The 15065-nt window shown below is 65.3% G+C and carries 14 protein-coding genes; 4 read left to right on the plus strand and 10 right to left on the minus strand.

The annotated features are described in order from the left end of the window. Positions 1-10: 10 nt before the first annotated feature. Together AWB80_RS22290 and AWB80_RS22295 are read right to left on the minus strand one after the other, a co-directional pair. The gene (locus AWB80_RS22290) at positions 11-457 is read right to left on the minus strand and encodes a GatB/YqeY domain-containing protein (RefSeq protein ID WP_061176822.1); all 447 of its coding nucleotides are present in this window, start codon (positions 455-457) and stop codon (positions 11-13) included. A gap of 216 nt (positions 458-673) precedes the next feature. Then, entirely contained in the window at positions 674-1900 is a 1227-nt protein-coding gene (locus tag AWB80_RS22295; RefSeq protein WP_061176897.1) for a BaiN/RdsA family NAD(P)/FAD-dependent oxidoreductase, read from the minus strand. Positions 1901-1975: 75 nt separating this feature from the next. Between AWB80_RS22295 and tsaD the strand changes: the two genes are divergently transcribed. Continuing rightward, on the plus strand, positions 1976-3004 hold the full coding sequence (tsaD, locus tag AWB80_RS22300; RefSeq protein WP_061176823.1) for a tRNA (adenosine(37)-N6)-threonylcarbamoyltransferase complex transferase subunit TsaD: 1029 nt from the start codon (positions 1976-1978) through the stop codon (positions 3002-3004). A 6-nt stretch (positions 3005-3010) separates the two neighbouring features. On the opposite strand, the gene AWB80_RS22305 is transcribed toward tsaD, so the two are convergent. Further along, complete coding sequence (locus AWB80_RS22305) at positions 3011-3637, minus strand: glutathione S-transferase family protein (protein WP_061176824.1); 627 nt, start codon at positions 3635-3637, stop codon at positions 3011-3013. 37 nt (positions 3638-3674) lie between these two features. Next, entirely contained in the window at positions 3675-4904 is a 1230-nt protein-coding gene (locus tag AWB80_RS22310; protein WP_087131526.1) for an MFS transporter, read from the minus strand. Between the two features lie 105 nt (positions 4905-5009). Between AWB80_RS22310 and AWB80_RS22315 the strand changes: the two genes are divergently transcribed. Further along, positions 5010-5927, plus strand: a complete 918-nt coding sequence (locus tag AWB80_RS22315) for a LysR substrate-binding domain-containing protein (RefSeq protein WP_061176826.1) — start codon at positions 5010-5012, stop codon at positions 5925-5927. Between the two features lie 7 nt (positions 5928-5934). Here the strand turns inward: AWB80_RS22315 and folE2 are convergent, their stop codons facing one another. The 4 genes from folE2 to AWB80_RS22335 all read right to left on the minus strand — a co-directional run bounded on the left by folE2 (position 5935) and on the right by AWB80_RS22335 (position 10106). Beyond that, complete coding sequence (gene folE2 / locus AWB80_RS22320) at positions 5935-6741, minus strand: GTP cyclohydrolase FolE2 (protein ID WP_061176827.1); 807 nt, start codon at positions 6739-6741, stop codon at positions 5935-5937. 142 nt (positions 6742-6883) lie between these two features. Next, positions 6884-8800: a 1-deoxy-D-xylulose-5-phosphate synthase gene (dxs, locus tag AWB80_RS22325; RefSeq protein ID WP_061176828.1), complete on the minus strand. Its 1917-nt coding sequence runs from the start codon at positions 8798-8800 to the stop codon at positions 6884-6886. 86 nt (positions 8801-8886) lie between these two features. Further along, a complete protein-coding gene (locus AWB80_RS22330; protein WP_061176829.1) occupies positions 8887-9774 on the minus strand; it encodes a polyprenyl synthetase family protein in 888 nt (295 codons plus the stop codon). Then, complete coding sequence (locus AWB80_RS22335) at positions 9771-10106, minus strand: exodeoxyribonuclease VII small subunit (protein ID WP_061176830.1); 336 nt, start codon at positions 10104-10106, stop codon at positions 9771-9773. The genes AWB80_RS22330 and AWB80_RS22335 overlap by 4 nt, the downstream gene beginning before the upstream one ends. 311 nt (positions 10107-10417) lie before the next feature. Here AWB80_RS22335 and AWB80_RS22340 point away from each other — a divergent pair, with 311 nt between their 5' ends. Both AWB80_RS22340 and AWB80_RS22345 read left to right on the plus strand, forming a co-directional pair. Further along, complete coding sequence (locus AWB80_RS22340; RefSeq protein ID WP_061176831.1) at positions 10418-11524, plus strand: aromatic ring-hydroxylating oxygenase subunit alpha; 1107 nt, start codon at positions 10418-10420, stop codon at positions 11522-11524. A gap of 100 nt (positions 11525-11624) precedes the next feature. Further along, the gene (locus tag AWB80_RS22345) at positions 11625-12494 is read left to right on the plus strand and encodes a sulfurtransferase (RefSeq protein WP_061176832.1); all 870 of its coding nucleotides are present in this window, start codon (positions 11625-11627) and stop codon (positions 12492-12494) included. A gap of 6 nt (positions 12495-12500) precedes the next feature. Here AWB80_RS22345 and AWB80_RS22350 read toward each other — a convergent pair whose 3' ends face one another. Beyond that, on the minus strand, positions 12501-13376 hold the full coding sequence (locus AWB80_RS22350; protein ID WP_061176833.1) for a dienelactone hydrolase family protein: 876 nt from the start codon (positions 13374-13376) through the stop codon (positions 12501-12503). Positions 13377-13589: 213 nt separating this feature from the next. Then, positions 13590-14954 carry an NAD(P)/FAD-dependent oxidoreductase gene (locus AWB80_RS22355; protein ID WP_061176834.1) on the minus strand — a complete coding sequence of 455 codons (1365 nt, stop codon included), beginning with the start codon at positions 14952-14954 and terminating at the stop codon, positions 13590-13592. Positions 14955-15065: the final 111 nt, after the last annotated feature.

Genomic DNA, 15065 nt, shown 5'->3' on the forward strand with positions numbered 1-15065 from the left:
GCCGCGGCGGTTACTTGGCGAGTGCGGCCTTCACCTGCGCCGAGACCGCGGTCATGTCGGCCTTGCCGGCAAGTTTCGGCTTGAGCACGCCCATCACCTTGCCCATGTCCTGCGGACCGGCGGCGCCTGTCGCTGCAACGGCGGCCTGGACCTCGGCGGCGATCGCTTCGGCGGAAAGCTGTTCGGGCATGTACGCGGCGAGCACCGCCAGTTCCGCTTTTTCCTTGTCGGCGAGATCGTTGCGGCCCGCGGCTTCGAACTGGCTGATCGAATCCTTGCGCTGCTTGATCATCTTGTCGATGACGGCGGTGATGCCCGCGTCGTCGAGCGTGACGCGATCGTCGACTTCACGCTGCTTGATTCCCGCGAGCAGCAGGCGAATCGTGCCGAGGCGCTCGGTTTCCTTCGCGCGCATGGCAGTCTTCATGTCGTCGTTGATCTGGTCTTTGAGGCTCATCTTTCACCCGTTGCAATTGCGAAAATATGGATTCCGGCCGGCGCCCGGGCTATCCCGCGAAAGCAAAAACCCGCTTGGGAACGCTTCCTCAAGCGGGACTTTTAGCGGGCCGTTCCAGCGCCTGCCAGAGCGGAGAGGACCCTCCTCCGATGACCGTCTGAGTATAGCAAACGGGTTCGTATTCCGAGACTCGCCAAAACCCCCGGGCAGGCTCGCTCAGGCGGCGCTCGCCGCACCTCGCGCGAACTCGGAGGCGGCCTTTCCGGCAGCGACGCCCGACGCCCACGCCCACTGGAAGTTGTAGCCGCCGAGCCAGCCCGTGACATCCACCGCCTCGCCGATGAAATAGAGGCCGGCTACGCGTTCGCTCATCATCGTCGCCGATGACAGCTCGCGCGTGTCGACGCCGCCGCGCGTGACTTCGGCCTTGCGATAGCCTTCGGTGCCGCTCGGCGTGAGCGTCCAGTCCGACAGCGATGCGCCGAGCGCCTTCAGCGCGCGGTCGGGCAGATCGGCGAGACGCGCATCGACGGACACGCGCTGCGCCTCGAGCCACACGTGCGCGAGACGCGCCGGCACGTGCTCGCCCAGAAAATTGCCGATCTGCTTTTTCGAGCCCGCTTTCGCCTCGATCAGCATCTGGGTGGCGTCGACATCGGGAAGCAGATCGACGTGAATCGGCTCCGACGTGTTCCAGTAGCTCGAAATCTGCAGCACGCCCGGCCCCGATACCCCGCGATGCGTGAGCAGCAAGTCCTCGTCGAATTCCCCGCGTGTCTTGCCCTTTCCTGCACTGATGCGCACCGGCAGCGAGAGTCCCGAGAGCGCGGCGAACGGCGCCCAGTCGCCCGAAGTGAACGTGAGCGGCACGAGCGCCGGCCGCGTATCCACGAGCGTGTGGCCGAACTGCTTCGCGACGCGATAGCCGAAATCCGTCGCGCCGATCTTCGGAATCGACAGGCCGCCGGTCGCGATCACGAGCGCCTCCGCGCCGATCGCGCCCGCGCTCGTGTCGAGTGCGAAACGCGCGCCGTCGTGCCGGATCTCATGCACGGCGACTGGGCGCCGCCACGCGACGCCGCCGGCATCGCACTCGCTTTTCAGCACGTCGATGATGGTGTCGCTGGAGTCGTCGCAAAAGAGCTGGCCCTTGTGCTTCTCGTGCCATTTGACGCGGTACTGTTTGAGCAGCGCGAGAAAATCGCGCGGCGTGTAGCGCGCGAGCGCGGAGCGGCAGAAATGCGGATTCGCCGACAGAAAATTGGCCGGCTGCGCGTTGATGTTGGTGAAATTGCAGCGTCCGCCGCCGGAGATGCGGATTTTCTCGGCGAGACGTTCGGCGTGGTCGATGAGCACGACGCGGCGCCCGGATTGAGCGGCCACGGCCGCGCACATCATGCCGGCCGCGCCCGCGCCGATGACGGCGATATCGAAGGATTCCATGGCGCGCATTTTACCTTCGGCACGCGCGTTGACGCCCGCTGCTATACTTTTCTGTTCCTCCAAGGCATTGAATCCATGCTCGTTCTCGGCATCGAAAGCTCCTGCGACGAAACCGGCCTCGCCCTCTACGACACCGGGCGCGGCCTGCTTTCGCACGCCCTTCACTCGCAGATCGCGATGCATCGCGATTACGGCGGCGTCGTGCCGGAGCTGGCTTCGCGCGATCACATCCGGCGCGCGCTGCCGCTGCTCGAAGAAGTGCTCGCGCAATCCGGCGCGCAGCGTGGCGACATCGACGCCATCGCGTTCACGCAGGGGCCGGGGCTCGCGGGCGCGCTGCTGGTCGGCGCAAGCATCGCCAATGCGCTCGCGATGGCGTGGGACAAACCGACCGTAGGCATCCATCATCTGGAAGGGCATCTGCTGTCGCCGCTGCTCGTCGATGCGCCGCCGCCGTTTCCGTTCGTCGCGTTGCTCGTGTCGGGCGGCCACACGCAACTGATGCGCGTAACCGACGTCGGCGTGTACGAGACGCTCGGCGAAACCCTGGACGACGCCGCCGGCGAAGCCTTCGACAAGACCGCGAAGCTGCTCGGCCTCGGCTATCCGGGCGGGCCGGAAGTGTCGCGGCTCGCGGAGTTCGGCACGCCCGGCGCAGTGACGCTGCCCCGTCCGATGCTGCATTCCGGCGATCTCGATTTCAGTTTCAGCGGCTTGAAAACCGCCGTGCTCACGCAAAGCCGCAAGCTCGGCAACAACGTGTGCGAGCAGGCGAAGGCCGATCTCGCGCGCGGTTTCGTCGATGCGGCGGTCGATGTGCTCGTCGCCAAGTCGCTCGCCGCGCTGAAGAAGACGGGCTTGAAGCGGCTGGTCGTGGCGGGCGGCGTCGGCGCGAACCGGCAGTTGCGCGAAGCGCTGTCGGCTGCGGCGAAGAAGCGCCGCTTCGACGTGCATTACCCCGATCTCTCGCTGTGCACCGACAACGGCGCGATGATCGCGCTCGCCGGTGCGCTGAGGCTTTCGCGCTGGCCGGAGCAGGCCGTGCGCGACTACGCGTTCACCGTGAAGCCGCGCTGGGATCTCACCTCGCTCGCGCGCGCCTGAAGCTTTTTACTTCGGCGGATTGAACGGCTGCACGATCGCCCGGAACACGGGCAGCGTCTCGCAGCGGTCGCTATGGCCGATGAGCGTCGGCCAGCGCGTCGAACTGAAGATCTCCGGATGCGCCTCGCGCGCGAAGCGCAGCGCGCAGGCCACGGCGATGTCGGCATGCCCGATCGCATCGCCGAACCAGTAAGGCGTGGCACGCGCGGCGCGGTCCGCTTCCAGCGCGTTCAACACGCGCTGCACCTGCCCCGTGCAGCGATCGAGCCACGTCTGCGATCTTTCCTTGTGCAACACGCGTTCATAGACGAGCGCGACGGCCTTGTCGGCCAGTCCCGTCGCGAGTGCGCAGACCTTCAGCGCCTCGCGACGCTGCGGGCCGCCCGGCGCGATCATCGCGCGCGCGTCGCCCGCCTGTTCATCGAGGTAATCGAGGATCATCGTGCTCTCGATGAGCACGTCGCCGGAATCGAGCACGAGCGTCGGCACGCGGATCAGCGGATTGAAGGGCGCGAGCTTGTCGGCATCGCCGAACACCGACCACGGGCGATGCTCATACGCGATGTCGTAAAGCTTCAGCGCGATGGCGACGCGCCGCACGAACGGGGAATCGTATTGGCCGATCAGGATCAAGGTGCGCTCCGCAGGGTCGATTTCTCGGACGCACAGTTTAAGGTCGCGCGGGCTTCGGAAACAACAGCCACGCCAACGACGCGCACAGGCCCGTCGCCAGCCATACGGTCGGCCATGAACTGATCGCGAGCACCTGCGGAATGACGAGCGGCGTCACGAAGAACCCCGCGTACACCGCCGTGTTCGCCATGCCGAGCGCGGTGCCCGCGCGGGCGGTGCCGGCCAGCGTCGCCAGTTCCGTGTACGCGACGCCGTGCCACGCGGACACGCAGATGCCGGCAAACACGAGCATCGCCGAGAGCAGCAAGGGCGCACGCGCCGCGCCGCTCACGATCGCCGCAGCCAGCACGACGAACGACATCGACGCCACGATCACCGACCCACGCAGGTACGCGCGCCGATTGCCGCGCCGGTCCGTGTGACGGCCGCTCCACACGCGCATGGCCATCGCGCCGAGCTGGATCGCGCCCATCGTCGCGCTGATCGCCGTCACGCCAAAATGGCCGGCATCGTGCAGAAACACGGTCGCGAAGGTCAGCACCGCGAACTGCGGCACGCACAGAATGCCGATGCCCAGCACGACGCGCCAGACGAGCGCGTTCTTCAACGGCGCAACGCCTTTGCTCGTCGCCGCGCGATGGACCGCGTCCGGCGGCTCATGCAGCCAGCGCCAGGCGAACGCGCCGGAGATTGCGCACATCGCCGCCAGCGCGCCGTAGACCGCCGCAAACCCATGCGAAGAAGCCAGCCACGGCAGCAATGCCGCGCCGATTCCGCCGCCGAGCGGCACCGCCGTCTGCCGGATGCTCATCGCGAGGCCGCGCTCGCCCTCGGCGAACCACGCCATCACCGCGCGCCCGCTCGATCCGTTGACGCTGCCGCCGAGGAGCCCCAGCGCGCACATCGCGAAGACGAGCCAGCCGAGCGTCGCCGACGACGGCACCGCGTACAGGCTCATCGCGACGAGCACCGCGGCCGTCGACAGCAAACCGGTCAGCAACACCGGACGATCGCCCCAGCGATCGGTCAGCACGCCCCACGGCAACTCGGACAGCGCTACGCCCAGACCGAGCGCGCCGAGCGCGAGGCCCAGTTCGCCGTTGCTCAGGTGATAGCCGCTGCGCATCCACACGGCCGTCGTCGGAATACCCGCCGCCGCGGCCGAGAAGCTCGCGTTGGCCGCCACGCCGACGCCGAGCACTTTCCAGCGATGCCCGCCGCCGAGCACGGGCGCATTTTTCGATTTCAGAACGAGAGGAGTGGCCATCACGCGGTCCATGTCGGATTTGACTGCGACCAGTGTGAAGGCTTAGCATCGTCCTGAAAATCGCAAAGTTTTTAAACGATAATTCAGAAAATCAGGACGATCATAATGAGCCAGACGACCTTCGATCTCGCGGTGCTGCGCAGCTTCGTCGCAGGGATGGATCTAGGCAGCTTCGCGAAGGCGGCGGATCGCGTCGGACGCTCGACGTCGGCGGTGAGCGCGCAGCTACGCAAGCTGGAGGAGCAGGCGGGCGCGCCGCTGTTTCGCAAGGCTGGGCGCGGGCTCGCGCTCACCGACGCCGGCGAGGTGATGCTCGGCTACGCGCGGCGTCTCGTCGAACTGAACGACGAAGCCGCCGTGGCAATACGCGGCGTCGATCTGGAAGGATGGATCCGGCTCGGTTTGCAGGAGGATTTCGGCGAAGTGGTGTTGCCGGATGTGCTCGGCCGCTTTGCACGGGCGCATCCGAAGGTGCGGATCGAAGCGCGGGTCGCGCGTAATACGGAATTGCTGGAGCGCATCGATTCCGGGCAACTCGATCTCGCGCTCGTGTGGGGCGCGAGCGCCGTCACCGACGACAGCAACGCCGCGATGATCGCCGAGCCGATCGCCGCGCCGCCGATGCGCTGGATCGCGTCATCGACGGTTCCGTGGCACTTCGACGCCGACGAGCCCTTGCCGCTCATCGCGTTCGACCGGCCTTGCCTGTTTCACAGCGCCGCGGCTGCCGCGCTGGATCGGGCGGGCATCAAGTGGCGGGTGGCGTTCACGAGCCCGAGCTTGTCGGGGCTATGGGCAGCAGCGGCGGCGGGCTTGGGCGTCACTGTGCGCACGAGCTACGGATTGCCGTCGACGGTTCGCGCGCTCGACGCCGGCGAAGGCGGATTGCCCGCGCTGCCATCGATTCCGCTGGCGCTGCATCGCGCATCGGGAAGCGCGTCGCCGCCGGTCGAGCGGCTGGCGTCGCTCGTGATGGCTTCGGTGCGGCAGTCGCACGTTCCCTCGGAAACGGCGCTCGCCTGAGACGCGCTCAAACAGCGCGGCGCTTGTCCCGCTCGATCACCGCGTAGGCGCTGTGATTGTGGATCGACTCGAAGTTCTCCGCTTCGAGCACATACGCGACGATGCGCGCATCCGCGTTCAGGCGCGTCGCGATATCGCGCACGAGGTCTTCGACGAACTTGGGATTTTCATACGCGCGCTCGGTCACGAACTTCTCGTCCGGGCGCTTCAGCAAGCCCCACAGTTCGCACGACGCCTCTTCCTCGGCGATGCGAATAAGATCCTCGACCGCGATATCCTCGATCAGCTCCGCCGCGATCGTGACGTGCGAGCGCTGGTTATGCGCGCCATATTGCGAAATCTGCTTCGAACACGGGCACAGACTCGTCACGGGCACGAGCACCTTGATCGACATGCGCGTGTCGCCGTCGCGCCGCTCCGCGATGAACGTCACTTCGTAGTCCAGCAGGCTCTTCACGCCCGAGACCGGCGCGGTCTTCATCACGAAGTACGGCAACGTCACTTCGATACGGCCGGAATGCGCTTCGAGCTTCGCCAGCATCAGCGCGAGCAATCCGCGCAGCGCGTGCTGATCAAGCGGCAGGCGGTTTTCTTCCAGCAAAGCAACGAAACGCGACATATGCGTGCCCTTTTGCTCGGCAGGCAGATGAACGTCGAGATTCCATACGCCGACGGTCGGCTTCAGCCCGTCTTCCGTCAATACCGTCAGCGGATAGCGCACGCCCTTCACGCCGACGCGCTGAATCGCGATCTGACGCGTGTCGGGGGTGCTCTGGACGTCGGGCATCACGAAGGCGGGATTCATCTGATTCATTTGTTTTGTCCTTATGCGCCGCATCGCGCGAGACGCGAGCGGTTCGAAACGTTCAAGCGCACACGGCGCGGGATTAAGCCCGCGCCGTGTGCCAAAGCGTTGATGCGCGGCGCGCCCCGAGCGCGCCGTTTTCAGCCGTGCGTCAGGCGACGCGCTTGGTCAGCTTGCCGGCATTGGCGCTTTCGATGGCATCGAGGAAGCGTTCGCGAATCGAGCGCGCGATGCCGGCCGCGTCCAGTCCGACGCTCGACAGCAGCTTGGCCGGATCGCCGTGATCGATGAAAACGTCCGGCAGGCCGAGTTGCAGCACGGGCTTGATGATCGAGCTGGCGAGCAGCGCTTCTACGCACGCGGAACCCGCACCGCCCATGATCGCGCCTTCTTCGATCGTCACGATGGCGTCGTGCGTCGCGGCGAGCTCGCGCAGCAGGTCGGCGTCGACCGGCTTCACGAAGCGCATGTTGGCGACGGTCAGATCGAGCTCTTCCGCCGCTGCGAGCGACGGCGCGACCATCGTGCCGAACGCGCAGATCGCGATGCGCTTGCCCGAGCCGAGCTTCTGCGACGACTCGCGGCGCATCTCGCCACGGCCGACGGGAATCGCGGTCATCTGCTTGACCGTCGCGACGCCGGTGCCTGCGCCGCGCGGATAGCGCACCGCCGTCGGGTTCGGCTGCTGCAAGGCCGTGTAGAGCATCTGGCGGCACTCGTTTTCATCCGATGCGGCCATCACGGTCATGTTCGGAATGCAGCGCAGGAAGGCGAGATCGTAGTTGCCCGCGTGCGTCGCGCCGTCGGCGCCGACCAGACCCGCGCGATCGATCGCGAACACGACCGGCAGATTCTGCAACGCGACGTCGTGGATCAACTGATCGTAGGCACGTTGCAGGAAGGTCGAATAAATCGCGACGACGGGCTTCATGCCGTCTGCCGCGAGACCGCCCGCGAACGTGACCGCATGTTGCTCGGCGATGCCGACATCGAAATAACGCTCTGGGAAGCGCTTCTCGAACTCGACCATGCCGGAGCCTTCGCGCATCGCCGGCGTGATGCCGACCACGCGCGAGTCCTGCGCAGCGGCGTCGCACAGCCACTCGCCGAACACTTGCGTGTAAGTCTTCTTCGAAGGCGCCGTCGACGGCTTGATGCCCTCGGCCGGATTGAACTTGCCCGGACCGTGATAGAGCACCGGATCGGCTTCGGCGAGCTTGTAACCCTGGCCTTTCTTCGTGACGACGTGCAGGAATTGCGGGCCGCGCAGTTCCTTGATGTTCTGCAGCGTCGGGATCAGCGAATCGAGATCGTGACCGTCGATCGGCCCGATGTAGTTGAAGCCGAATTCCTCGAACAGCGTGGCCGGCACGATCATGCCCTTCGCGTGCTCTTCGAGCTTGCGGGCGAGGTCGAGCACCGGCGGCGCGTGACGCAGCACGCGTTCCACGCCCGCGCGCGCGGCGGCGTAGAAGCGGCCCGACATCAGGCGCGCGAGATGGCGATTCAACGCGCCGACCGGCGGCGAGATCGACATGTCGTTGTCGTTGAGGATGACGAGCAGCGGGACGTCATCCGCGACGCCCGCGTTGTTCATCGCCTCGAAGGCCATGCCGGCGGTCATCGCGCCGTCGCCGATCACGGCGATCGAGAAGCGGTTGTCGCCCTGCAGCTTGTTGGCGATCGCCATGCCGAGCGCCGCCGAAATCGACGTGCTGGAGTGCGCGGTGCCGAAGGTGTCGAATTCGGACTCGGAGCGTCGCGGGAAGCCGGAAATGCCGCCCAGTTGACGCAGGCCCGGCATCTGATCGCGACGGCCAGTCAGGATCTTGTGCGGATACGTCTGATGGCCGACATCCCATACGATGCGGTCATTAGGCGTATCGAACACATAGTGCAACGCGATCGTCAGCTCGACCGTGCCCAGATTGGACGACAGATGGCCGCCCGTCTGGGACACGCTGTCGAGCACGTAGGCCCGCAGCTCGTCGGCCAGCGGTTGCAGTTGGCGGCGATCGAGGGCCCGCAAATCGGCCGGATCGTCGATGGTTTTCAGCAAGTCGTACATCGTCGTCCCATTTTAGGAAAACTGGCGTGATTCGTTCGGCGAGATTATGTCTCTTCTCGCCGTGGGGTTCGTCACGCGTTCAACAATCAATTCACCCGGTTCACGACCAGATCGGCGAGTTCGGCCAGACGCTGGCCGCGTGCGCCGAACGGCTGGATCGCGGCATGCGCGTCGCGACCGAGTTGCGCGGCGAGTTCGCGCGATGCATCGAGCCCGATGATCGACACGTAAGTCGGTTTGTCGTGCTGGGCGTCCTTGCCGGCGGTTTTGCCGAGCGTGGCGGAGTCGGCGGTGACGTCCAGGATGTCGTCGACGACCTGGAAGGCGAGGCCGACCGCGGCAGCGTAATCGTCCAGCGACGCGAGCGCGTCCGCGCCCGGATGCGTGCCCGCGAGCGCGCCCATGCGCACCGACGCGCGCAACAGCGCACCCGTTTTCTTGCGATGCATCGTCTCGAGCTCGGGGCGCGTCAGCTTGCGCCCGACGCTTTCGAGGTCGATGGCCTGACCGCCAGCCATGCCGAGCGAGCCGCTCGCGAGCGCCAGTTCGCGCACGAGCGCGGCTTGCTGGGCATCGTTCAGACCATTGCCCGTGGCCGTCAATGCGACGAAGGCCTGCGATTGCAGCGCGTCGCCGACGAGCAGTGCCGTCGCTTCGTCATATTGGATGTGTACCGTGGGCTTACCCCGGCGCAGTGCGTCGTCGTCCATGGCGGGCATGTCGTCATGCACCAGCGAATAGACGTGGATCATCTCGAGCGCGGCGCTCGCCGCTTCCACCGCCTGCGCGCTCGCGCCGGTCAGCTCGCCCGCCGCGTGGACCAAGAGCGGCCTCACGCGCTTGCCGCCGCCCAGCACGGCATAGCGCATCGCTTCATGCAGGCGTGCGGGCGCGACATCCGTGCCCGGAAGGGTGTGTTCGAGTGCCGTCTCGACGCGATCGAGCGTCGCGCGCATCCATTGTTCGAAGGTCATAGGTCGTCGTCCCCGTTGTCGTTTGTCGCTCCGGCACCCTGGGTGGCGCGCTGTACCTCGGCGGGCAGCGGCTTGAGCGTCTCGCCGTCGAGCACGCGTACCTGCTGCTCGACTTTCTCGAGCTGCTGTTGGCAAAAGCCGACAAGCGCCGCGCCGCGACGATACGCCGCAAGCGATGCCTCGAGGCTCAGCGCGCCCTCTTCCATGCGCGCGACGAGCGATTCGAGTTCTGCCAGCGCCGCCTCGTAGTTTTCCGGAAGCTGCGCGGCGTCCGCGCTCTGTGCGTCGGCGCCGGTTTTCTCGCCTGTTTCCTGGACAGCGGTCTTCGCCATGAATCGTGGATGTGCAATTGAATTTTTGGAACCAAGTCGCACATTCTACGGCAAAAGCCAAATTTTCGACCCGCATCCCGTCCGCATCGAAGGCTGGCGTTCGGATTGCGGCATTTTCTCCCGATCCTTGCACGGTGCGCCACAGGCCCGCGCTCTTGCTGCGATTGCGAGGAACTCTCGCGACAATTTATACCCAAATCAAGACCTTAAGCACCCCAAGGAGGGGGATTTCGGTATAATCGCGGGCTCCCTAAATCGAATCTTCGATGGTTGGGTTGTTCACTGCTTTCACGTTTTCATCGGGAGTGGGAATGTCCAATCTGAGCAATGCATTGCAGCTGAACGCCATTCACAGTCAGCTGCCAGTCACGGCTTACTTTGACGAAGCGCTTCTTGCGCGCGAACTCGACACACTTTTCAAGCAGGGTCCACGCTACATCGGGCACGAACTCATGGTGCCCGAAGCGGGAAACTATTTCGCGCTTCCGGGCGAGGGCGAAGGGCGCGTGCTCGTTCGTAATCAGCAGAGCAATATCGAACTGCTGTCGAACGTGTGCCGCCATCGCCAGGCGATCATGCTCAATGGCCGCGGCAGCGCGGACAACATCGTCTGCCCGCTGCACCGCTGGACCTACAATCTCGACGGTCAACTGCTAGGCGCGCCGCATTTCGCGGACAAACCCTGCCTGAACCTCGGCAAGACGCCGCTGCAGAACTGGCAAGGCCTGCTCTTCGAGTCGGAGGGCCGCAACGTCGCGGCCGATCTCGCGAAGCTGGGCACCGCGAAACATTTCGACTTCTCGGGCTTCATGTTCGATCACGTCGAGGTCCACGAGTGCAACTACAACTGGAAGACCTTCATCGAGGTCTATCTGGAGGACTATCACGTCGCGCCGTTCCATCCGGGCCTCGGCAGCTTCGTGTCGTGCGACAACCTCGAGTGGGAATTCGGCGACTGGTACAGCGTGCAGACCGTCGGCGTCCACAAGAATCTGGAGAAGCCGGGCAGCCCGACGTACCGCAAGTGGCACGACGAAGTCCTGCGCTTCCGCAACGGCACGCCGCCCGAATTCGGCGCGATCTGGATGGTGTACTACCCCGGCCTGATGATCGAGTGGTATCCGCACGTGCTGGTCGTGTCGTGGCTCATTCCGCAGGGCACGCAGAAAACGACCAACATTGTCGAGTTCTATTACCCCGAGGAAATCGCCCTCTTCGAGCGTGAGTTCATCGAGGCGGAGCGCGCCGCGTACATGGAAACCGCGCGCGAGGACGACGAAATCGCCGAACGCATGGACGCCGGCCGGCGCGCGCTGATGGCGCGCGGCGAAAACCAGGTCGGGCCGTACCAGAGCCCGATGGAATCCGGCATGCAGCATTTCCACGAGTTTCTGCGGCATCGACTCGGGACTATCTGACGGCAGTTGAGTCATCGGGAAAAGACGGGCTTTCGAGCCCGTTTTTTCTTTTAGACTATTGGCTCATCCCCGCATCACACGCGCCGATTCAGGAGCCGTCATGCCGCACACTCACTACACCACGCTCATCTCGGCGACCAATCTCGCCGAACGGCTCGCCGCCGCGCCCGGTAGCGTGCTCGTCTTCGATTGCCGCTTCGATCTCGCCGCGCCCGAATCGGGCGAAGCGGCTTATGCGAATGGGCATATTCCCGGCGCGCACTATCTCCATCTGGATCGCGATCTGTCCGGCGTCAAGACCGGCGCGAACGGGCGTCATCCGTTGCCGGAGCGCGCCGCGCTCGTCGCGAAGCTGGCGAGCTTCGGGCTGAACGAAGGCCAGCAAGTGGTCGCCTACGACGCCCACGGCGGCATGTACGCGGCGCGCGTCTGGTGGCTGCTGCGCTGGCTCGGGCACGATTCCGTCGCGCTCCTCGACGGCGGCCTGCAGGCGTGGGAAGCCGCGAGCCAGCCGCTCGACACGGCCGTGCCGCCGAAGACGCAAGGCACGTTCAAGGCCGGCGCACCGCTTCAGGTGACGATCGACGCCCAGGCAATCGAGCGCAGCATCGGCACTCGCGATCATCTGCTGATCGATGCCCGCGCCGCCGACCGCTATCGCGGCGAGAACGAGACGATCGATCCCGTCGGCGGGCATATTCCCGGCGCGCTCAATCACTTCTTCAAGAACAACCTGACGCCCGAAGGCCGCTTCAAGACCGCGCACGAGTTGCGCGAGGCGTTTGGCTCGCTGGTCGGCACGGTGCCGGCGGACCGCATCGTGCTGCAATGCGGCTCGGGCGTGACGGCCTGCCATAACGCACTCGCGATGGAAATCGCCGGCCTGCACGGCGCGGCGCTCTATCCGGGCTCGTGGAGCGAATGGACCGCCGATCCGGGACGGCCCGTTGCGACCGGCCCGACGCCCTGAAGCGCGTTATTTGACGCCGTGCTCGCGGAACCACGCGAGCGCGCGCTTCCAGCCGTCCTCGGCGTCGGCCTTGCGATAACTCGGACGATAATCCGCGAAGAACGCGTGCGGCGCGTCGTCGTAGACGACGAACTGCGAGTTCTTCGCGGGCGGCGGGTCGTTTGCGAGCGCCTGCTTCATCTGCTCGATGCTGTCCTGCGGAATGCTCTGATCCTGCCGTCCATATAGCCCGAGGACCGGCACTTTTAGCTGGCTCGCGAGGTCGATGGGATTGTTCGGCGTGTTCTCCGTCTTGTTGCCGACGAGCCGTCCGTACCACGCCACCGCCGCCTTCAGATTGGGATTGTGCTCGGCGTAGAGCCACGCGATGCGCCCGCCCCAGCAGAACCCCGTAATGCCGACGCGCTTCGGATCGCCGCCGTGCTCGCCCGCCCATTTGACGGTCTGGTCGATGTCGGAGATCACCTGCGAGTCGGGCACTTTCGATACGAGCTGCTCGTTGAGCTGCTGCATCGACTTGTACGCCGTGGCATCGCCCTGACGCGTATAGAGGTCCGGCGCAATCGCCAGATAACCCTGCTTCGCGAAGCGCCGGCACACATCGGCGATATGCTCGTGCACGCCGAAAATCTCGTGAATCACGATGATCACCGGCAGATGCGTCTTGCCCTTTGGCTGCGCGCGATAAGCCGGCACGAGCGTACCGTCCGCGCCGCGAATGCCGATGGCGCCGGCTTCGAGGCCGTTGGTATCGGTCTGGATGGTCTGCGCGGACACCGGCAGTACCGCAGCCGCGAAGCCTGTGCCGAAGGTTGCCTTGATGAAGGTGCGCCGATTGAATGGCACGTGCGGAATGAGGCTGTCGACTTCAGGGTCTAGCATGGAGAACTCCCGCGGCAGGGCCGTCGCGTCATTATCGCTGTGGATGTTCGCGATGCAGCGACGGCGTGGATCGTTGGAACCGGGCAACGTGCTCAAGGCTGCACGCGACGCGGTGCTGCACGACGATGGACGCGCGATGGATCGGGCGCGCCGCCCATCGCGGTGACCATTCTAAACAGCTTTCAACGAATCACGCAGGCGTTCTATTCCACGTCAGTGCAACTTCACGCGCGGCGCGGTGGAGCGGCGCAGCCAGTGCGCGACCGTATCGAGCACCATGCGGGCGTAGCCGTGCAGTGCCGCAATGTGCAGCCTGTAAAGCGACATGTACATGAAGCGCGCGAACAGCCCTTCGATCAGCATGTTGCCGCCGATCAGCCCGCCCATCAGATTGCCGACCGCGCTGTAATGCCCGAGCGACACCAGCGAGCCGAAATCGCGATAGGTGTATTCGGGCAGCGGCTTGCCCTGCAACATCCGCTCGAACGACTTGAAGAGAAAGCTGGCCTGTTGATGCGCGGCCTGCGCGCGCGGCGGCACGTTGCGCTCGTTGCCGGGCCACGGACACGCCGCGCAATCGCCGAGCGCGAAGACGTTGTCGTCAGTTTCGGTTTGCAGCGTGCGGCGCACGACGAGCTGGCCGAGGCGGTTAGTCGGCAAACCTTCGAGATTCATGAGAATGGCGGGGGCCTTGATGCCGGCCGCCCAGACCGTGAGATCCGCGCGTATCGTCTTGCCGCTCGCGGTGCGGATCGTATCGCGCGAGACCTGCGCGACCGTCTCGCCCGTCATCAGCTTCACGCCGAGCTTGGTGAGCAGTTCCGCCGTCGCGCTCGACACGCGCTCCTGCAGCGCGGGCAAAATGCGCGGCCCCGCCTCGATCAGCACGATGCCGATATCGTGTTTCGGATCGAGTTTGTGCAAGCCGTACGCGGACAATACTTGCGCCGTGTTGCGCAGTTCCGCGGACAATTCGACGCCGGTCGCGCCCGCGCCGACGATCGCCACCTGAATGCGCGGCACCGGATCGACGCCCGGCTCGTCCTCGCCCTCCTCGACGCCTGCCGCGACCGGCTCCGGCGCGAAATGCTCCGCGCGCATGCAAGCCGCGATCAGGCGCTTGCGAAAGAGCTCGGCCTGACCGACGGTATCGAGCGCGATCGAGTTTTGCTGCGCGCCTTCGACGCCGAAGAAATGCGTCGTACTGCCGATAGCGACGACGAGCGTGTCGTACTCCAGTTCGCGCTCGGGCAGGAGCTCGCCCGCTTCTTCATCGCGCAACGGGCCGATCGTGATGCGCTTCGTCGCGCGATTCAGCCCGACGAGTTCGCCCTGCTGAAACTCGAAGCCATGCCACAGCGCCTGCGCCGCGTATTCGAGCTCCTGCGTGAACGGGTCCATGCTGCCCGCCGCGACTTCGTGCAGAAGCGGCTTCCAGATATGCGTCGGGTTGCGGTCGACGAGCGTGACTTGCGCTTTCGGCGGAGTCTTGCCGTCCGTCGAGCCGAAACGGTCGCCGAGACGCGTCGCGAGTTCGAGGCCGCCGGCCCCTCCGCCGACGATGATGAAGCGATGCATGGCACTCTCCCTGTCCTTTTATATTCGACCGACTATCGTTCTTGCTTTCCTCTATTGACTTATTGTGCGTGAGCTTCGATGACAGTCACAAGCGTGTCACCGAGATGTCGG

Source organism: Caballeronia pedi, assembly GCF_001544915.2.
Lineage (GTDB): Bacteria > Pseudomonadota > Gammaproteobacteria > Burkholderiales > Burkholderiaceae > Caballeronia > Caballeronia pedi.